The sequence below is a fragment of the Paenarthrobacter sp. PAE-2 genome, from assembly GCF_026013155.1.
GTDB classification, from domain to species: domain Bacteria; phylum Actinomycetota; class Actinomycetes; order Actinomycetales; family Micrococcaceae; genus Arthrobacter; species Arthrobacter ureafaciens.
On the sequence record NZ_JAPDNV010000057.1, the window covers coordinates 1 to 16,404 of the forward strand.

The following is a 16,404-nucleotide window of genomic DNA, read 5'->3' on the forward strand; positions in this document are numbered from 1 at the left end:
TGGCTTTGGGGGCTTCTTTCCAGATCACGGGTGTGCCGGTGGCGCCGTTGGGTGATGGTGGGCAGTCGAGGGTGAGGCATCCGGGGTCCACGGTGTCGGGCCCGTCGGCGCGGCAGTGGGTATCGGCCATGTACTGATTCGGATCAGCGTCCGCAGCAGCGGCTCCGTTTCCGCTGGAAAGCTGCGAGGCCAACTGGCCGGTTTCGGGATTCATAGTGAAACGCGCGTTGAGGTCTATTCCTCGGTCACCGGCGTTATTTTCGGCCCACACGTCGTCTGCGGCGGCCCGGCCGCCTAAAGCAGTGTGTGCTGCCGCGGACAATACGAGCGCTGCGATGCAGACGGCGATGAATTTCCACCTAAGCAATGACGCCAAGGTCCACTACTTTCCATCCGTCATCTACGTAGTCGGCAAAGAACGCGAATGCGTCATTGGAGGCCTCTGAGGCTTCCCGCCCAGTGGTTCCATCGGCGTTGTAGTACTTGATTTCCTCCTGAATTACCTGCACCGTTGCTACCTGTGGGCCCGGTGCTCGCACCCAGAAAACCTCTACGCTTGGGACCGTGATTCGGCCTCCTTCGAGCCATCTGTTGTTCCTGTAACCGTCGTTTCCAGACTCCTGTAAGGCCATGCATAGCCTGCAGTCAGGTGTGAAGAGCGGAAGCCAGCCGGACATGTCGCCTGTTTCGTCCACGTATGACAGCTGCGCGTACCAGTACCTAACAAACGCCTCCAGCCCCTCCCTCGAGTTCTCCTTCGCCAGGTCAGGCATGACGGGCACCGGTACGTTCTCGGCCTTGCCCTTAGCATCAGCCGGCTTGTAAACACCTGCGGAAGGAGCGCCAGCAGACCCGGAATCAGAAGCTGCGGGCGCAGGGGCACCGGTCGCCGTAGCGCTGGAGGTGGGTTCCGCCGTCGTCGTGTTTGGTGGGGAGGGGGTGCCGCCTTGGCAGCCCGTCAGCAACAGAGTCGCGGCCAGCGCGAGGCCGGCCCCGCGAAGGCGGGCAGGGGCGAACAAATCGGTTGGGTGGTATGGCATGCAGAATCCCCCGGAAGCAGGTTGGCGTAGTGTCGGCCAGTCTAGGCAGCAGCCCCTAATGGAATCACGGCGGGATTTCCCATATGTGGATAACTCGGACTCTGTTCAGGGCGGGGCGTCGGGCGTAGTCTTGCCCTCGCCTGCTCGTCATCGCAATAGTCCAAACGGGGTGCATCATGGCCGGAACCAGCCGTTCAAGAAAGTCCACGCTGGCAGGGATTCTGGTGGCAGCGGCCATGGCGCTCGGGGCGTGCGCCATCCCCTTACCCCTTCCGCAGGGAACTCCTGCGGCCGCGGAGTCTGCCGCGTCCAGTCCGGCGCCGGCGGCTGACCTGCCCTCTCCCGCGCCCTCTGCTATGCCCTCTGCGGAGGCCAGTGCTACGGGCCCCGGAGTGGACGGGAACTACGGCCAGTTCCCGTCGTTGTCCGAGGCATGCCTGGCAGTCAGCGCCACCATGCTCAGCGTGACGCTCCTGCCGTTGGCGGCACTCGCGGGTGGAAATCCCGAAGACTTGCAGAAGGCCCGGCAGGAATTGTCCCAATTGGAGGACAAGGTGCCCGGAGAATTGAAGCCGGCATTTGAAAAGCTGCGTGATTACACGGAATCTGCAGGTAGTGATTTCAGCAAATTCGGGGAGCCGGAATTCGAGGAGCTTTTGAAGCCGATCGAGCTCTGGATGGACAAGAACTGCAAGTAGCGACGCCGCGCACATACTTCTCTCACAAAGCGTCGGGGGCAGGCGCTAGGGTGGTATCCAAGAGAAGGGGAGTGCTCATGCCAGACCAGAGCGTGCCCGGTCAAAGCGTGCCGGAACACAACGTGCCCGATCACAACGTCCAAATGAATCCCGTGCCTGAGGGCGCCATTCCCGGTACGGGCCGCACCATCATCTCCGAGGCCGCCGTCGCCAAAGTGGCCGGCATCGCCGCCCGCGCGGTGCCGGGCGTGTACTCCTTGGGCTCAGGTCCCTCCCGTGCGCTCGGTGCCATCCGTGATGCCGTGGGCAGCTCGGACCACGCCGCCGGCGTCCGCGCCGAAGTGGGCGAAACCCAAGTGGCTGTGGACATCAACCTGGTGGCCCTCTACGGGCACCCGCTCCACGGCGTAGCCAACCAGGTACGCGCGGCTGTATACCGTGCCGTCGAGGAACTGGTGGGCCTGCAGGTCATAGAGGTCAACGTCGAAATCACGGACGTCTATATAGCCCCGCCACAAAAACCAACCACTGCCAAGGCGGTCACGGTGGATAAGGAGGTACTCCAATGAGCATGACAGTTGTGGGTATCGCTATAGGCGCTTTCGTGGCGTTCATGTCATTCCAGTTCGGATTCTGGGGATTTGTTATTTCGCTGCTGTTCATGGGCATTGGTGCCCTCCTGGGGCGCGCAGCTGACGGCAAGTTGGATCTCCGCAGCGTCCTCGATGCCATCACCGGCCGGCGCTCGTCCTCATGAGCGTGGCTGAGGCTGTGGACACCACCACCAGCCTGGCCGGCCACAACCGGATCAGCACCCAGGCTCTGACATCGTTGGCGCAGGCGGCGGCCGCCGAGGCTCTCGGCGTCCCTGCGTCGGACATCCGCGCTGATTGGGCGGACGACGACGGCCTGCTGGCTTTGTCCATCGTGGCACCGATCAGCGTCCCCGCCTTAAGCGAAGTTCTTCGCCAACCCCAGCGGGTCCAAGGGTTCGGCGGTTCCATCTGGGACCGGGCAGTCGCCGCCAAAGCGAGCATCCTTGACAGTGTCATGCGGCTCAGCGGCTCGCAGCTGAGCCGTGTGGACATCAGGATCAGTGGGGCCCACGTCACGGAAGGGGGCCGGGTCAAGTGACCCAGGATCAGGAAACGGAAGCGCCCATGTTGGCGAACCAACCTCCGGAAACACCGCCTGTAGCCGGTGAAGACGCAACAATGAGCCAGATCCTGCGCAGGGAAACGCACTCATCGAGGGCCGGTGCGTCGGGAATCGCAGCCGTGCTGGTGATTCTGCTGTGTGTCTACGCGTTGCTGGAAGCGGGCGTTCGCGCAGTGGGCCAACCGCCTTGGCTCGTCGATCCCGGTACGGCAGCCGAACGCATCATCGCCCTTCCCGCCGGCATCTCTCCACTCCTCCTGGGCGCTGGCGGGGCAGTTGTCGCCATGGTGGGCCTGTACTTCTTCCTCCACGCAGTTCTTCCCGGCCGACGCGCCAGGCACCTGTTACGGGACCCGAGGATCGCCGTCGTCGTTGATGATGAGGTGCTGGCCTCTGCTCTGGCGCGCCGTGCGCGGCTGGCAGCGAACGTCACCCGGGAACAAGTGATGGTGGTGGTCTCGCAGCGCCTGGTGGTGGTTAATGTGCGTCCGACGTCGGGCAGCAGGGTCAGTGAGGAAGCCGTCCTTGCCGCTGTCCAAGCCGAGTTGGAAGAAATGTCACCCGTGCCCATGCCCGCCGTCCGGGTCAACCTGGGCACCTCGGGGGTGATCGGCGCATGAACGGAACACCCCGGGCCCTGAACCGCATCCTGCTTTTCATCATTGGTGCGAAATTGTTGGCTATCGGCCTGCTCCTGGTGCTGTTGGCCACTGTTCCCGCGGTCGCCGAGTGGTGGCACGGCTGGGCCGGATCCGTGTGGGCCGGAACTGAGGATGCCTTCCGGCGGACGCGTTTTCCCGGCCGCGAGGAGAGCTGGCTCTGGATTGTCGCGGGCTTGGTGCTCGTTGTGGTGATCGTGGGGATGGTCGCCTGGCTTGCGCAGCAGGGCAAGGGACGGGCCAACCTGTTGGTAGCCGGCGGCGACGACGACAGCCAGGTTGCAGGGGAAGTCCGGATCGGCGGTGGCGTGGCTGAGCAGGCACTCCGGGCCGCGTTGTCGGACCGGCCTGACCTTGCCGGGGCCTCGGTTGCCACCTACGAGTACAAGGGTCAACCTGGTCTGCGCATCCGGGTTCAACCGAGGCAAGGGGTTGCGCCGCACCTTCTGGCCGCGGAGATCTCGCAGATGGTTGAGGCGTTGGACCTTGTGATCGGCAAGAAGACGCCTGTCCTGGTCCACATGGTCTCCGGAGCGCGCGCTAAGTTCACCAAGGCTGAGCGCGTGCGCTGAATCTTGCCCCAAGTTGCCCTACCCTGCGTTGCCTGGGTGAGGTGCTACCGGGGGGCATTCCCTTAAATCTGGCGGCCAGGTAGACAGGAGGTTCCGATGGCTGTGAGTTCCGCTGGAACAGCGGCTAAAACCGTTCCCGACGCCCCGGTGTTGTCCGACGTCATGGCGGAGTTGGCTGCGCTGGAAGAACCGAGGCAACGCGAAGTCAATGAGAAACACGGCGACGACCACGGGGTCAATCTCAGCAAACTGCGGGCCGTTGCAAAGCGGCTGAAGACCCAACAGGATCTTGCCCGGGAGCTATGGGCTACCGGCGACACCGCGGCCCGGTTGCTGGCATTGTTGATCTGCCGGCCGAAGGCTTTTGACCGCGGGGCACTGGACCGGATGCTGCGGGAATCCCGCACTCCCAAGGTGCAGGACTGGCTCGTGAACTATGTGGTGAAGAAGAGCCCGCACGCCGAGGACCTCCGCAGTGTCTGGTTCGCTGACCCGGATCCTGTGGTGGCAAGTGCCGGGTGGGCGTTGACCTCCGAGCGCGTCGTCAAGAAACCTGAAGGCCTGGATTTGGAGGGTCTCTTGGACATCATCGAGGCACGCATGAAGGGCGTTCCGGACCGGTTGCAGTGGGCCATGAACCAGTGTCTAGCCCAGATCGGCATCGAGCACCCGGAGCATCGCGCCCGGGCCTTGGACATCGGCGAACGCCTGGAGGTCCTGAAGGACTACCCGACTCCGCCCAACTGCACGTCGCCTTTTGCGCCCGTTTGGATCAACGAGATGGTGCGCCGCAAGTCGCTGTAGCCTCCGCGGGGAGCCACCCTTGCCGGGTCAACCCCTGTTGCGTTGCATCATCCGGTACGTCAGTTCAGCCAGGAGTTCCTCGTCGGAGAGGTGCGAGGCCCGGGCGTTTGAGGCTGCCGGAACGGCCATCCGTGGGCTGGATGCCTGCCGGGAACCGTCAGTGGTCCGCATGTCGTCGGGAGTGATTTGGTCCGGTGCGAAGGTGGATTTGCCCTTGAGGACCTCCGAAACCGACCCGGCACGCCACCCCAGGGCGTTCTCCAGCTTGCGCTGATTGATCTCCTGGGTCCGGCGGGTGCCCGACTCCAGCGTCCTGACGGTCTTGATGGCAGTACCGGCCTGCTTGGCCAATTGCACCTGGCTTATCCCCTGGGCCAACCGCTCTTCCTTGATGAGTCGTCCGATGGTTTGCAGTGCTTCGAGTTCATCCACACTTCCCACAGTTGCATAGGCAACCATGGGCAATCAAATCGAGGGGCCGCTTCGATGCCTGGATCAAGGGCCGTCCGGGGTGCTAAATCACGCCAGGGAAGATACCAAAAAACTAAATAGGCAGGTTGCTTGGTATCAGTGTGATTAACTTAGGTGTAAGCGCTTGCATTCGATACGGGCACCTCGCTAGTGTGAGGCTCACCACATCAACCGCACCGCGGAAATCACCTGGTCCACTCACTGAGGAGTTCCCAGCATGAAATCGAAGAAGTACCTTCTTCCGGCAGCGATCGCCGGAGTCTTGGCTATGTCCCTCACTGCATGTGGCGGCGGGGGCGGGGGCGGAAGCACCAACGGCGGCGGCGGTGCAAGCGGCGACGCAGCCAACAACCTTGACGGCCGTGGGCCGATCACCTACGTCCAAGGCAAGGACAACAGCAACGTTGTTCGGCCCCTGATCGAAAAGTGGAACGCCGAGCACCCGGACGAGAAAGTAACGTTCAAGGAGCAGTCGGACCAGGCTGACCAGCAGCACGATGATCTCGTCCAGAACTTCCAGGCAAAGAACGCAAACTACGACGTCATGAGCGTTGACCTGATCTGGGTAGCCGAATTTGCTGCCAAGGGTTGGCTGCAGCCGCTCAAGGACAAGACGGCTATCTCAACCGACGGCATGCTGGAGTCGACGGTCAAGAGCGCCACCTACAACGGCACGCTCTACGCAGCCCCGCAAAGCTCTGACGGCGGCATCCTCTACTACCGCGGCGACTTGGTGCCCAATGCGCCCAAGACGTGGGACGAGATGATGCAGATGTGCGACATCGCCAAGCAGAACAACATCGGTTGCTACGCCGGTCAGTTCCAGAAGTACGAGGGCCTTACGGTCAACGCTGCGGAGGCCATCAACTCTGCCGGCGGCAAGATCGTTGACGATTCCGGCAAGGCGGCCGTTAACTCCGCCGAGGCCAAGGCAGGCCTGAACAACCTGGTACAGGCTTACAAGGACGGCAACATCCCCACCGAGGCCATCACCTTCCAGGAAGAGCAGGGACGCCAGGCATTCGAGGCCGGCAAGCTCCTCTTCCACCGCAACTGGCCGTACGTTTACAACCTGGCCAAGACTGATGGTTCCTCCACGGTGAAGGACACCTTCAAGATGGCTCCGCTTCCCGGCAAGGACGGCCCCGGCGCTTCCTCGCTGGGTGGCCACAACATTGCCATGAGCGTCTACTCCAAGAACAAGGCAACGGTTACTGACTTCATCAAGTTCATCACCAGCGAAGAGACCCAGCGGTTCTACGCCACCCAGGGTTCACTCGCCCCGGTGCTGACCAAGCTGTATGACGATCAGGAGCTTGTCACCGCGCTGCCTTACCTGCCGGTGCTGAAGACGTCCATCGAGAACGCCGTGCCGCGTCCCGTAACGCCGTTCTACCCGGCCGTCACCAAGGCTGTCCAGGACAACGCTTACGCAGCACTCAAGGGTGAGAAGACCGTTGATTCGGCGATCTCCGACATGCAGGCGGCAATCGAGTCGGCCGGAGCCAAGTAACCACCCGGGCCCACGTCCGGCCGTTCGCCCTCCAGGCGGACGCCCGGACTCGGCTACGGCCTTCTCCCTGACAGGAGTCTTGCCATGTCAACAGAATTGCAGAAACAGCAGTCGACGGCGGATGCCGGCCACAAGATGCCAAGGCGCGAAAGCGCCGACCGTAAGCAGGTGACCCAGGGCCGCTGGGCGTACACGCTGCTGGCACCCTCGCTGGTACTGCTGGCAATCGTCATCATCTATCCGGTCATCAACGCCATCATCATGTCCTTCCAGAAGGACTCGGGACTTGATCCGGCAACGGGTTTCTTCTCCGAAGGCGGCCCTGCCGGCTTCGACAACTACGTACACTGGCTGGCCCAGCAATGCACCGCCCCCGGTGGTGGCGCCGTGGCTTGTCCTCCGGGAACCCTGGGTTCGCAGTTCTGGGACGCCATGGGCACCACGTTCTTCTTCACCGTAGTTACGGTGGCTTTCGAAACGGTCCTCGGCTTCTGGATGGCCATCATCATGGCCCGCGCTTTCCGTGGCCGGAGCATCATCCGCGCAGCCGTCCTGGTTCCGTGGGCCATCCCCACGGCAGTGACGGCCAAGCTGTGGTTCTTCATCTTCGCTTTTGAGGGCATTGCCAACAAACTCTTCGGCACCCAGATCCTGTGGACCGGTTCGGAATGGCCTGCCAAGTGGGCGATCGTCATTTCGGATGTTTGGAAGACCACTCCGTTCATGGCTCTGTTGATCCTTGCCGGCCTGCAACTGATCCCGGATGAGGTCTACGAGGCAGCGAAGGTGGACGGCGCGTCTACGTGGCAGCGTTTCCGCCTCATCACGCTTCCGCTGGTCAAGCCCGCACTGATGGTTGCGATCCTCTTCCGCGTGCTGGACGCCCTCCGCATGTACGACCTCCCGGCCATCATGACCCAAGGCGCCAACGGCACCACCACACTCTCCATCCTGGTAGTGCAACAAATCCGGCAAGGGTTCAATTCGGCCGCGGCGCTATCGACCATCACGTTCATAGTCATCTTCATCGTCGCCTTCATCTTCGTCAGATTCCTGGGGGCAAACGCGGTCGATGCCGCTTCTTCGTCCGGAAAGGCAAAGTGACATGGCCACAGCCACAGCTTCAAGGACTTCCACTGCTCCTGCAGAGCGGCCGAAGCGCCCGTTCAACTGGGGATCGTTCCGCACCTACATCAGTGCAATCGTCATCCTGATCTGGTGCCTGGCACCCTTCTACTGGATGATCGTCACGGCGTTCCGCGACGTTGGGTTCACTTTTGACACAACGCCTTTCTTCACACACTTCACGTGGGATAACTTCGCTACGGTGTTTGACGAGAGCCTCGGCAACCACTTCGGCAAGAACCTGCTCAACAGCCTCTTTGTTGGTGCTGTCACTACGTTGATCGCCTTGATCGTCGGCGTCTTTGCAGCCTATGCGCTGGCCCGCCTGAACTTCCGGTTCAAGTTCGTGGTGCTGGGCTTCATCCTGGGTGCCTCGATGTTCCCGGGTGTTGCTTTGGTGACCCCGCTGTTCCAGCTCTTCACGAACATTGGCTGGATGGGCACCTACCAGGCGCTGATCATCCCGAACATCTCCTTCGTGCTTCCGCTGACGGTCTACACGCTGACCTCGTTCTTCCGTGAAATGCCGTGGGAGCTCGAAGAAGCGGCCCGGATCGACGGGTGCACCCAAGGGCAGGCATTCCGCAAGGTGATCCTGCCGCTCGCGGCTCCGGCCACGTTTACCACGGCAATCCTGGCTTTCATCTCCGCATGGAACGAGTTCCTGATTGCCAGCCAGTTGTCCAACGATGACACCAGGACGGTTACGGTGGCCATTGCCTACTTCGCAGGTTCCCAGCCACAACAGGAGCCGTACACCGCGATCATGGCAGCCGGCACCATCGTCACCATTCCTTTGGTCATCCTGGTGCTGGTGTTCCAACGCAAGATCGTCGCCGGCCTGACGGCAGGTGCAGTGAAGTGAGCAGCTCAGCAAGCCGACGCCAGCAAGCCGCCGCAGCCCGGAAGGTCGATCCCCACACAAAGCGCGTGCGCTCCGGGGAGGACTTCGACATCATCATCGGACTCCTTGGCTTCTGGGCGCTGGTTCTCCTGGCAGTCACCATCTATATGGAAGTCACGGCCCAGCCCGCTTTGGGTTGGGCCTTGGGCCTCCTGGCCACGGTACTCGCGCTGTGGGGCATGATCAGGCTCCGCCGCAAACTCCCTGAAAGGACTTCACGTCGCCTCAGCTGAGGCCCCCCGCAACAAGGCGGCACCTCAACTTAACAGCGGGTCGAAACAATCCCTGCGCGAAATGAAGAAGGGCTCCCGGGACAGATAGGCTTTAACGCGCCGTTCGGGAAGGAGCCCTCGGCCTTCGGCATGCACCTTTGAGGGGGCTAAAGTGGCAAAAACTAACGAACGGTCCCAGCGTGGCGGTCATACGGGGGTCAGCATCGAGGATGTCGCGGCGGCCGCGGGGGTCTCGACAGCGACCGTTTCCCGGGCCGTCCGGGGGCTGCCGCGGGTGTCTCCGGCAACACGCGAAAAGATCCTGGATGTCGCGGCTTCCCTGGGATATGTGGCATCGTCCTCGGCGTCGGGCCTGGCTACCGGGCGGACCCGCACCATCGGTGTGCTGGCGCCGTTCGTGAGCCGCTGGTTCTTCTCGAAAGCGATCGAGGGCGCGGACAGGGAGCTGCATTCCAGGAAATACAACCTCTCCCTGTTCAACCTCGGCGGCCACGGCAGCAACCGCGAACGGCTGTTCAGTTCCACCATGGTCTACAAACAGATCGACGCCCTGCTGGTGCTCTGCATGGCGCTGAGCGAGGACGAACAGGAACACCTTCATAAGCTGGATATCCCGCTGGTGGTGGTGGGTGGCCACGTTGAGAACTGCCCCTACATAGGGATCAACGATTACGACGCCGCCTCCACCGCCGTGCGGCATCTTCTGGATCTGGGGCATAAGGACATCGCCCTGCTCCACGGCGACGACGAGACGGACTTGAACTTCGATGTTCCCCGGGTGCGGATCCGGGCCTTTCAGGAAGTGATGTCCGACGCCGGGCTGGAGGTCCGCCCCGAATGGGACCAGTGGGGTGACTTCACAGTCGCCAGTGGGCAACAGGCGTTCACCCGCCTCTGGAATCAGCCCGGCCGCAAGCCGACGGCGATCTTCTGCTCCTCGGACGAGATGGCCATGGGCGTTATTTTCGAGGCGTACCGGCACGGCGTCCGGGTTCCGCAGGACCTCTCCGTGATCGGCATCGACGATCACGACTTCTCTGCTTCACTCGGGCTGACGACGGTGGGCCAGAGACCGGACAACCAGGCTGAACTGGGCACCAAGATGCTCTTGGACGAGCTGGACGGCCATCACGGCGCTGTCCGATCGCAGGTTGCTCCGCACGAACTGATCATCAGGGAGACCACGGCCCCGCCTTGCCGCTGACCGGCCCCGCGATCCGCTGACCGGCCCCGCGATCCGCTGAGCGGCCCGCCTTGCCGCTGACGCGCGGGGAACTACGAAGCCCGCGCCAGTTGCCTGATAGGGATCCACCGCGAGGCAAGACGACGGTAGGCCGCAGCCGCTCCCGTCATGTCCCCTTCCGCGAGGCACTCAATTCCGAGACGAACATCCATGGGTGACTCGTCGGGATAGACCTTGTCTGCCACGGCACCGTAATCCAGTTCAACCATGGATTGGACGTGGAACAGCTCCAGCCATTCGGTCAACTGGGTGAGATCGTCCAGCATATCCAGGTCCGGGGCAGCGAGAGCCAGGTGGGCCACCGCGAAACGTGCCCGGTCCAAGGCCTCAGTCAGGGGAGTCCACACCCTGACGGTCTGGATATGGCCATCGGACTCCACCACTTCCTTGCGGTCCGATTCGGCGAACAGGGAGAACCAGCTGAAGGGGATCCCCCACGTGGAAGCCCGCGTATGCACCCGTTTAGCATCGTCGCCTGCGTTGATGCGGTCGATCCGCTGCTGGTGTTTGTCCCGCTGGGAAACCGGGATGAGGAGATCAGCCAACGGTCCGTGAACGCCGTCCATCAAGGCATTCGCTGCCAAACCGGCCCGAATCACCAGCTGGCTGGGGCAGTAAAGGAGGCGTCCGGCGTCGTGCGCTGCTTCTTCCTGTCCCGGACCGGGGGCGGCATGCCGCCCGCCCGGAACCCGCGTCATACGCACGAGGTCCGTTCGGCCGGTAGGGAAGGGGTCGCCACCGGAACGCGTGATGCGCCCCAGGGACGCCTGCAGCTCCGCATTCTCGACGGCGGCCCTGGAACCTATGCGGTCACCGTCGGCGACGAGTTGGCGTTGCTGTTCGGGCGGAAATGCCTCGAGGGGTTCGTAGATGCGGAGGGAGGAAGAGAAGGGCAGGCCGGCCTGGCCTCGGTACAGCTTTCCACCCATGTCAGCCAGCCCCTTTCTTGTCCGGTTCGGTGCCTAGTCTGCGAGTTCCACGATCACGGGTGCGTGGTCCGAGGCGCCCTTGCCCTTGCGCTCTTCACGATCAATGGAGGCACCTGTGACGCGGGCGGCCAACGGTGCCGAGGCGAGGCAGAAGTCGATCCGCATGCCTTCCTTCTTGGGGAAGCGCAGCTGGGTGTAGTCCCAATAGGTGTAGACGCCCGGGCCGGGGGTGTAGGGGCGGACGACGTCGGTGAAGCCTGCGGTCTCGAAGGCGTGGAACGCTGCCCGCTCCGGTTCGCTGACGTGGGTGAAGTTGTTGTCGCGGAACAGTTGGATGTCCCACACGTCCTCGTCGAAGGGCGCGATGTTCCAGTCGCCCATGAGGGCGATCTGGGCGTTCGGATCAGCCTGGACCCATTCAGCCGCCTGGCCACGGAGGACCTCGAGCCACTTGATCTTGTAAGGCATGTGTTCGTCGTCCAGGGAGCGGCCGTTGGGGACGTACAAGCTCCAGATGCGCATGCCGGCACAGGTAGCTGCGATGGCACGGGCTTCCTGGGCGGGATCCTTACCGGCCTTGCCGAAGGCCGGTTGGTCCACGAAGGTCCGCTCGACGTCTTCCAGGCCGACGCGCGAGGCGATGGCGACGCCGTTCCACTGGTTGACGCCGAAGTGCGCTACCTCGTAGCCCATGCGTTCGAACAGCTCCCACGGGAAGTTGTCGTCCTTGCATTTGGTTTCCTGGATGGCCAGGACATCGCAGTCGCTGCGCTCAAGCCAGGCTTCAACGCGGTCGGCGCGGGCGCGGAGGGAGTTCACGTTCCAGGTAGCTATCTTCACAGCCACTAACTTACCGAACTTGGCGCAGAGTGCATCCCCAACCGGAGGATTGCTACTGCGGGGACGCTGCGGCGGGTGGAGGTCAGTGCGCGTAGATCAGGGGGCTGGTGGAGCCCCGGCGCATCTTGAAACCGCAGACAATCAAGAGCAGTCCGGCAACCACTGCGAAGGCGGCCAACATGCCCACCATGCCCAGGAAACCGAGACCAGGATTGACCAGTACCAGCAGGCCGAAGAGGGCAGTGACCACGCCGGTCAGCAACCACACGGGCCAGCCGTTCACGGAGTTCCTCGCGGCGAAGGCCAGGACAATTTCCGAGAGTCCAAGGACCAAAGCCCACAGCCCGATCAGCACTCCGAGCGCAGCGGCGGTCATTCCCGGCCACGCCAGCGCCACAATGCCTGCGGCGATGGAAATGAAGCCGCCCACCATGGTCCAGCGGGAATGGCGCGACGGATCGTAGAAGTAGTGCGCGATGTTGGTGAGGCCGTCCGTAATGGCGAATATTGCGAACACGAAAATAAGCGCGAAGACCGTGGCCACCGGCAGCGCCGCCACCAGGAGGCCAAACAGCACGGCAAGGACTCCCCGGAACAGCAAAGCCGTACCGGAATGCTTGAACATCTTGCGACCAACGGCCTCCGACATAGCGTCAGTTTAATCCCGGCTCACCGCAGGAGGTATAGGGAGAAGCCGGGAATTTCAGCGCATCCCTTCCCGGCGTATGGCCGTGGCGATGGCTGCCGCCCGTGTGTCCACTCCGAGCTTTGCGTAAATGTGCGCCAAGTGGGTCTTGACGGTGGCCTCGGAGATGAAGAGGCGCTTGCCAAGATCGCGGTTGCTGAGTCCCTGGGTGAGGAGGCTGAGCAGCTCGGCTTCCCGCGGCGTGAGGACTTCATCGGGGTTGCGGAGCTGCTGGAAGAGCCGCGATGCCACCGGAGCGCTCATGACGCTCTTGCCCAGGACCGCGCCGCGCACCGCGGAGAAAATCTCATCCGGGGCTGCGTCCTTGAGCAAATAGCCCATCGCGCCGGCGTCCACGGACCTGACGATGTCGGCGTCGGAATCGTAGGTGGTGAAGACGATGATCGCCTGCCGGGGGCGGCGTTCGCGCAACTGCTTGATGGCCTCGATGCCGTCCATGCCCGGACCCATCGCGAGGTCCATCAACACAACGTCGGGAGAATACTCTGCCGCGGCAATAAGCGCTTCCTCGCCGGAAGCGGCTTCGGCGACGACGGCGATGTCCGGTTGGGTGCCCAGCAGCGCCTTGAGCCCGCTCCGGACCACGGTGTGATCGTCCACGAGGAGCACGGAGATGGTGGTCATGGCGATCCCTTTGTCTCGGAGTTGGAACCGGTGCTGGATCCGGGCAGTGGCAACTGCGCGGCGATGATGGTGCCCTCCCCGGGACTGCTTTCCACGGACAATTCTCCGCCCAACCGGTGAACACGCTGCCGCATGGCCCGCAAGCCGTACCCTCCGGCCGCCGACGGGGGAGGCACCGCTGCGGGAACAAAGCCGCGACCGTCGTCGTACACGTCCAGGGTGACCGCGTCCGGCAAGTAACCCAGTGTGATGCTCGCGTTCCGCGCGGCGGCGTGGAGTTTGATGTTCGCTGCCGCGCTCTGGGTGATGCGCAACAGGGTGTGCCGGACCTCCGGCGGGACGGGGCGGGGGTCCCCGGTGACGTGCACGGCAATCGGCTCCACATACTGCCGGGCCGCATGCTCCAGCGCTTCCGCCAAGGGGCCAGTCTCGAGGCCAGGCACCGACAGTTCATGGACCAGGCTGCGCGTATCCGCAAGATTGCGGCGCAAGAGGTCCGTGGCTTTGAACAGATCATCCCTGGCCGACGCCTCGGGCCAGGATCGTTGCGCGGCCTCAAGGAGGAGTAAACTGCTGGCCAGCCCCTGCGTCACGGTGTCATGGATTTCGCGGGAAACCCGTTCCCGCTCGGCGGCAATCCCCGCAGCGCGCTCACTGGCCGCGAGTTGTTCCTGCGCCTGTGAGACATCAGCCAGGAGCCGGCGTTGCAGTGCGGCATCGCGTTCGATCTTGTCGTAAATCAGCGTGAGTAGCGCAGCGGCGGCCAGCGGACCCAGGACCATGGCGACGTCGGTCCAGTCACTCATCCGGAAAAGCCCGACGGCGGTTGCGGCCGCGGTCACGCCGCCCGCCACATATGCGGGCCAGCCGCTGAGGGCGCTTCTGCCGAGGAAGAAGATTGCGAAGGAACACCAGGCGAAGCTGGGGGCGACCACTACGAGCACTGCCCACGCTGCGAGCAGAGCCACGGTCCACGGGAGCCATGGTGTGGGTTGCGTCCCCGGGCGGCGGGCGGCCGGGCGGTAGGCGTTGGCGCGGCGGGCGAGGAGTGCCGTGGCTGCGTAGAGGACGCAGACCGCACCCGCCAGAGCCATGGTCCAGAGGTTGTCCGCGGGGGAGTGGCGCATGACGTAGCGGACCCCCGAGGCCACCATGAGCACAGCGAACCCGCAATGCACCACAACATCGATCCGGCCATCCCCCTGGAGCGGGGCCGGAGGCGTGGTGTCGGGCCTGGGACGGGCGGGTTTCATGGGAGTTCCTGGTGTGTTGAGGGCGCTCTTTCCATGCTAGATCCCGCGCCCCCGCTGGTCTCTCCACCTTTTGGCTGACACGTCCGCCCAAAAGGCTGATCGTGCGAGCGGCGGCCGGCCGATGTGGGCGTCGGTTGACCCCGGGAACCATGGAGGGGTACCCATTGGCCGACCTGAGGAGAACCATGAAGAAGTCGAACAAGATGATCGCCACTGCTGCTGCCGGAGCGTTGCTGCTCACCGGCGGTGTCACCGCTGTGGCCAACGCCGTCGCCCCCGCTGCGCCGGTGAATGGCGCCCCAGCTGCGTCGGCGAACGCGGCCGCGAAGGTGCCGGCCGATGTCCAGCCTGCCCCGGAGAATGTGGTCGCACAGAACCGCATCACCGTGGGCGCTTCGAGCAAGGCAGTCACTGCGGCGCTCGCCAAATGCCAGGCGGACAAACTGCCGTTCGTGACCGTGGCTTTGGTGGACCGCTTCGGGACCGTCCAAGCCCTCCTCCGCGGTGACAACGCCGCCGAGCACACCATCGAAGCAGCCAAGCAGAAGGCCTACACGGCCGCTGCGTTCGGTGCGCCCACCAGTGAACTGGCCAAGCGCGTCAACGGCAACGGTCCGTCCATCGCAGACCTTCCCGGCACCCTCTTCCTGGCCGGGGGTGTGCCGCTCAAGGTGAACGGTGCCTCGGTGGCGGGCATCGGCGTCGGGGGCGCTCCCGATGGCGCCCTCGACGAAGCCTGCGCAACCGCAGGAGCCGATGCGCTGGCCGCGGCCGCGAAGTAGCCTCGGAGCATGGGTGCGAGGAACGGGCGCGGCCGGGCTGGTGGAACCGTGCTGATGACGACGGTGCTGATTGCCGGGCTCGTCGCCGGCTGCGCCCCGACTGCGCCACCTGAACCGACAAGCCCGACGGCGACCGCCTCGCCGACTGCCTCCCAAGCAGCCCCGACACAAGCCGGGCCGTCGAGCGCAAGTGCGGACCCGGCGTCGTCGGCTGCTGCCCCGGCGAAACCGCCAACCCTGTCCGCGGAGGCACAGATGGAAACCGACCGCCAGCTGATCCTTGCCGCGAAAGCCAACGATCCCGTCCGGGTTCGCGAGCTGATCGCTGCTGGCGGCAACGTGAACGCCAAGGACGCAATCCAGGACTCGGCGTTCCTGTACGCCGGTGCGGAAGGGTTCAACGAGGTCCTGCAGCTGACCTTGGAAGCCGGAGCGGACGTCCGCAGCACCAACCGGTATGGCGGAACGGCGCTGATCCCCGCCAGCGAGCACGGGCATACGGAGACGGTGCGGATCCTGATCGCCGCGGGCGTTCCGGTGAACCACGTGAACAACCTGGGCTGGACTGCCATGCAGGAAGCGGTCCTGCTCAATAACGGCGGGCCGGGGCAACAGGACGTCGTGCGGCAACTCCTTGAGGCCGGAGCAGACCCGGACATCCGCGATCCGGAGGGCCGGACTGCCCTGCAAAACGCTGAGCGGCTGGGGTTCAAGGAGATCGCTGAACTGATCCGGGACCGCTGACGTAATCCGGAACCGCCCAACTGGGTCGCAGTAGAGCGCATTTTGAACGTCTGTCATGTCTCAGGACCTTGTAGACACTTCATGTCTCATGACTTCGTAGACACTT

The 16,404-nt window shown here is 63.7% G+C and carries 21 protein-coding genes and 1 pseudogene; 14 read left to right on the forward strand and 8 right to left on the reverse strand.

Annotated features, from left to right (window positions below):
• Both OCL88_RS19770 and OCL88_RS19775 read right to left on the reverse strand, forming a co-directional pair.
• Window positions 1-376 (reverse strand): annotated as a pseudogene (locus tag OCL88_RS19770) (hypothetical protein); the annotation flags it as partial.
• On the reverse strand, window positions 360-1,040 hold the full coding sequence (locus tag OCL88_RS19775) for a DUF6318 family protein (RefSeq protein WP_264963663.1): 681 nt from the start codon (window positions 1,038-1,040) through the stop codon (window positions 360-362). The gene OCL88_RS19775 and the pseudogene OCL88_RS19770, both read right to left, overlap by 17 nt.
• A 176-nt stretch (window positions 1,041-1,216) precedes the next feature.
• Here OCL88_RS19775 and OCL88_RS19780 point away from each other — a divergent pair, with 176 nt between their 5' ends.
• From OCL88_RS19780 to OCL88_RS19810, 7 genes are all read left to right on the forward strand, one after another.
• On the forward strand, window positions 1,217-1,738 hold the full coding sequence (locus OCL88_RS19780; RefSeq protein WP_264963664.1) for a hypothetical protein: 522 nt from the start codon (window positions 1,217-1,219) through the stop codon (window positions 1,736-1,738).
• Between the two features lie 143 nt (window positions 1,739-1,881).
• Complete coding sequence (locus OCL88_RS19785) at window positions 1,882-2,307, forward strand: Asp23/Gls24 family envelope stress response protein (RefSeq protein ID WP_052474348.1); 426 nt, start codon at window positions 1,882-1,884, stop codon at window positions 2,305-2,307.
• Window positions 2,304-2,495, forward strand: a complete 192-nt coding sequence (locus tag OCL88_RS19790) for a DUF2273 domain-containing protein (RefSeq protein WP_021471114.1) — start codon at window positions 2,304-2,306, stop codon at window positions 2,493-2,495. Before OCL88_RS19785 ends, OCL88_RS19790 begins: the two co-directional genes overlap by 4 nt.
• Window positions 2,492-2,872 (forward strand): hypothetical protein, encoded by a 381-nt coding sequence (locus tag OCL88_RS19795; protein ID WP_264963665.1) that lies wholly within the window; start codon window positions 2,492-2,494, stop codon window positions 2,870-2,872. Before OCL88_RS19790 ends, OCL88_RS19795 begins: the two co-directional genes overlap by 4 nt.
• On the forward strand, window positions 2,869-3,516 hold the full coding sequence (locus OCL88_RS19800) for a DUF6286 domain-containing protein (RefSeq protein WP_410868810.1): 648 nt from the start codon (window positions 2,869-2,871) through the stop codon (window positions 3,514-3,516). The genes OCL88_RS19795 and OCL88_RS19800 overlap by 4 nt, the downstream gene beginning before the upstream one ends.
• Window positions 3,513-4,127 carry a hypothetical protein gene (locus tag OCL88_RS19805; protein ID WP_201434117.1) on the forward strand — a complete coding sequence of 205 codons (615 nt, stop codon included), beginning with the start codon at window positions 3,513-3,515 and terminating at the stop codon, window positions 4,125-4,127. The genes OCL88_RS19800 and OCL88_RS19805 overlap by 4 nt, the downstream gene beginning before the upstream one ends.
• A 96-nt stretch (window positions 4,128-4,223) precedes the next feature.
• On the forward strand, window positions 4,224-4,931 hold the full coding sequence (locus tag OCL88_RS19810) for a DNA alkylation repair protein (protein ID WP_264963666.1): 708 nt from the start codon (window positions 4,224-4,226) through the stop codon (window positions 4,929-4,931).
• A 27-nt stretch (window positions 4,932-4,958) separates the two neighbouring features.
• Here the strand turns inward: OCL88_RS19810 and OCL88_RS19815 are convergent, their stop codons facing one another.
• Window positions 4,959-5,363, reverse strand: coding sequence for a helix-turn-helix domain-containing protein (locus OCL88_RS19815; protein WP_031216108.1), 405 nt, complete (start codon window positions 5,361-5,363; stop codon window positions 4,959-4,961).
• 256 nt (window positions 5,364-5,619) lie between these two features.
• On the opposite strand from OCL88_RS19815, the gene OCL88_RS19820 reads away from it, so the two are divergent.
• The 5 genes from OCL88_RS19820 (at window position 5,620) to OCL88_RS19840 (ending at window position 10,381) form a co-directional block, all read left to right on the forward strand.
• Window positions 5,620-6,915: an ABC transporter substrate-binding protein gene (locus OCL88_RS19820; RefSeq protein ID WP_166187817.1), complete on the forward strand. Its 1,296-nt coding sequence runs from the start codon at window positions 5,620-5,622 to the stop codon at window positions 6,913-6,915.
• Between the two features lie 84 nt (window positions 6,916-6,999).
• Window positions 7,000-8,019 carry a carbohydrate ABC transporter permease gene (locus OCL88_RS19825; RefSeq protein ID WP_410868807.1) on the forward strand — a complete coding sequence of 340 codons (1,020 nt, stop codon included), beginning with the start codon at window positions 7,000-7,002 and terminating at the stop codon, window positions 8,017-8,019.
• Window position 8,020: 1 nt separating this feature from the next.
• On the forward strand, window positions 8,021-8,905 hold the full coding sequence (locus tag OCL88_RS19830; RefSeq protein WP_021471106.1) for a carbohydrate ABC transporter permease: 885 nt from the start codon (window positions 8,021-8,023) through the stop codon (window positions 8,903-8,905).
• Window positions 8,902-9,177, forward strand: a complete 276-nt coding sequence (locus OCL88_RS19835; RefSeq protein WP_205680089.1) for a hypothetical protein — start codon at window positions 8,902-8,904, stop codon at window positions 9,175-9,177. Before OCL88_RS19830 ends, OCL88_RS19835 begins: the two co-directional genes overlap by 4 nt.
• A gap of 151 nt (window positions 9,178-9,328) precedes the next feature.
• Window positions 9,329-10,381: a LacI family DNA-binding transcriptional regulator gene (locus tag OCL88_RS19840; protein ID WP_021471104.1), complete on the forward strand. Its 1,053-nt coding sequence runs from the start codon at window positions 9,329-9,331 to the stop codon at window positions 10,379-10,381.
• A 71-nt stretch (window positions 10,382-10,452) separates the two neighbouring features.
• Here the strand turns inward: OCL88_RS19840 and OCL88_RS19845 are convergent, their stop codons facing one another.
• From OCL88_RS19845 to OCL88_RS19865, 5 genes are all read right to left on the reverse strand, one after another.
• Window positions 10,453-11,349 carry a hypothetical protein gene (locus OCL88_RS19845; protein WP_264963667.1) on the reverse strand — a complete coding sequence of 299 codons (897 nt, stop codon included), beginning with the start codon at window positions 11,347-11,349 and terminating at the stop codon, window positions 10,453-10,455.
• Between the two features lie 33 nt (window positions 11,350-11,382).
• Window positions 11,383-12,189 carry an exodeoxyribonuclease III gene (locus tag OCL88_RS19850; RefSeq protein ID WP_031216106.1) on the reverse strand — a complete coding sequence of 269 codons (807 nt, stop codon included), beginning with the start codon at window positions 12,187-12,189 and terminating at the stop codon, window positions 11,383-11,385.
• A gap of 82 nt (window positions 12,190-12,271) precedes the next feature.
• A complete protein-coding gene (locus OCL88_RS19855) occupies window positions 12,272-12,838 on the reverse strand; it encodes an HdeD family acid-resistance protein (protein WP_021471101.1) in 567 nt (188 codons plus the stop codon).
• Window positions 12,839-12,892: 54 nt separating this feature from the next.
• Entirely contained in the window at window positions 12,893-13,519 is a 627-nt protein-coding gene (locus OCL88_RS19860; protein ID WP_069696073.1) for a response regulator, read from the reverse strand.
• On the reverse strand, window positions 13,516-14,772 hold the full coding sequence (locus tag OCL88_RS19865; RefSeq protein ID WP_264963668.1) for a sensor histidine kinase: 1,257 nt from the start codon (window positions 14,770-14,772) through the stop codon (window positions 13,516-13,518). Before OCL88_RS19865 ends, OCL88_RS19860 begins: the two co-directional genes overlap by 4 nt.
• A 185-nt stretch (window positions 14,773-14,957) precedes the next feature.
• Here OCL88_RS19865 and OCL88_RS19870 point away from each other — a divergent pair, with 185 nt between their 5' ends.
• Both OCL88_RS19870 and OCL88_RS19875 read left to right on the forward strand, forming a co-directional pair.
• Window positions 14,958-15,554 carry a GlcG/HbpS family heme-binding protein gene (locus OCL88_RS19870; protein ID WP_264963669.1) on the forward strand — a complete coding sequence of 199 codons (597 nt, stop codon included), beginning with the start codon at window positions 14,958-14,960 and terminating at the stop codon, window positions 15,552-15,554.
• A 9-nt stretch (window positions 15,555-15,563) separates the two neighbouring features.
• A complete protein-coding gene (locus tag OCL88_RS19875; RefSeq protein WP_264963670.1) occupies window positions 15,564-16,298 on the forward strand; it encodes an ankyrin repeat domain-containing protein in 735 nt (244 codons plus the stop codon).
• Window positions 16,299-16,404 lie beyond the last annotated feature (106 nt).

What these genes read in the sequence shown, in the direction of transcription:
- OCL88_RS19775 (WP_264963663.1), bottom strand. Translation starts at nt 1,040, where the DNA reads ATGCCATACCACCCAACCGATTTGTTCGCCCCTGCCCGCCTTCGCGGG.
- OCL88_RS19780 (WP_264963664.1), top strand. Translation starts at nt 1,217, where the DNA reads ATGGCCGGAACCAGCCGTTCAAGAAAGTCCACGCTGGCAGGGATTCTG.
- OCL88_RS19785 (WP_052474348.1), top strand. Translation starts at nt 1,882, where the DNA reads ATGAATCCCGTGCCTGAGGGCGCCATTCCCGGTACGGGCCGCACCATC.
- OCL88_RS19790 (WP_021471114.1), top strand. Translation starts at nt 2,304, where the DNA reads ATGAGCATGACAGTTGTGGGTATCGCTATAGGCGCTTTCGTGGCGTTC.
- OCL88_RS19795 (WP_264963665.1), top strand. Translation starts at nt 2,492, where the DNA reads ATGAGCGTGGCTGAGGCTGTGGACACCACCACCAGCCTGGCCGGCCAC.
- OCL88_RS19805 (WP_201434117.1), top strand. Translation starts at nt 3,513, where the DNA reads ATGAACGGAACACCCCGGGCCCTGAACCGCATCCTGCTTTTCATCATT.
- OCL88_RS19810 (WP_264963666.1), top strand. Translation starts at nt 4,224, where the DNA reads ATGGCTGTGAGTTCCGCTGGAACAGCGGCTAAAACCGTTCCCGACGCC.
- OCL88_RS19820 (WP_166187817.1), top strand. Translation starts at nt 5,620, where the DNA reads ATGAAATCGAAGAAGTACCTTCTTCCGGCAGCGATCGCCGGAGTCTTG.
- OCL88_RS19825 (WP_410868807.1), top strand. Translation starts at nt 7,000, where the DNA reads ATGTCAACAGAATTGCAGAAACAGCAGTCGACGGCGGATGCCGGCCAC.
- OCL88_RS19830 (WP_021471106.1), top strand. Translation starts at nt 8,021, where the DNA reads ATGGCCACAGCCACAGCTTCAAGGACTTCCACTGCTCCTGCAGAGCGG.
- OCL88_RS19845 (WP_264963667.1), bottom strand. Translation starts at nt 11,349, where the DNA reads ATGGGTGGAAAGCTGTACCGAGGCCAGGCCGGCCTGCCCTTCTCTTCC.
- OCL88_RS19855 (WP_021471101.1), bottom strand. Translation starts at nt 12,838, where the DNA reads ATGTCGGAGGCCGTTGGTCGCAAGATGTTCAAGCATTCCGGTACGGCT.
- OCL88_RS19860 (WP_069696073.1), bottom strand. Translation starts at nt 13,519, where the DNA reads ATGACCACCATCTCCGTGCTCCTCGTGGACGATCACACCGTGGTCCGG.
- OCL88_RS19865 (WP_264963668.1), bottom strand. Translation starts at nt 14,772, where the DNA reads ATGAAACCCGCCCGTCCCAGGCCCGACACCACGCCTCCGGCCCCGCTC.
- OCL88_RS19870 (WP_264963669.1), top strand. Translation starts at nt 14,958, where the DNA reads ATGAAGAAGTCGAACAAGATGATCGCCACTGCTGCTGCCGGAGCGTTG.
- OCL88_RS19875 (WP_264963670.1), top strand. Translation starts at nt 15,564, where the DNA reads ATGGGTGCGAGGAACGGGCGCGGCCGGGCTGGTGGAACCGTGCTGATG.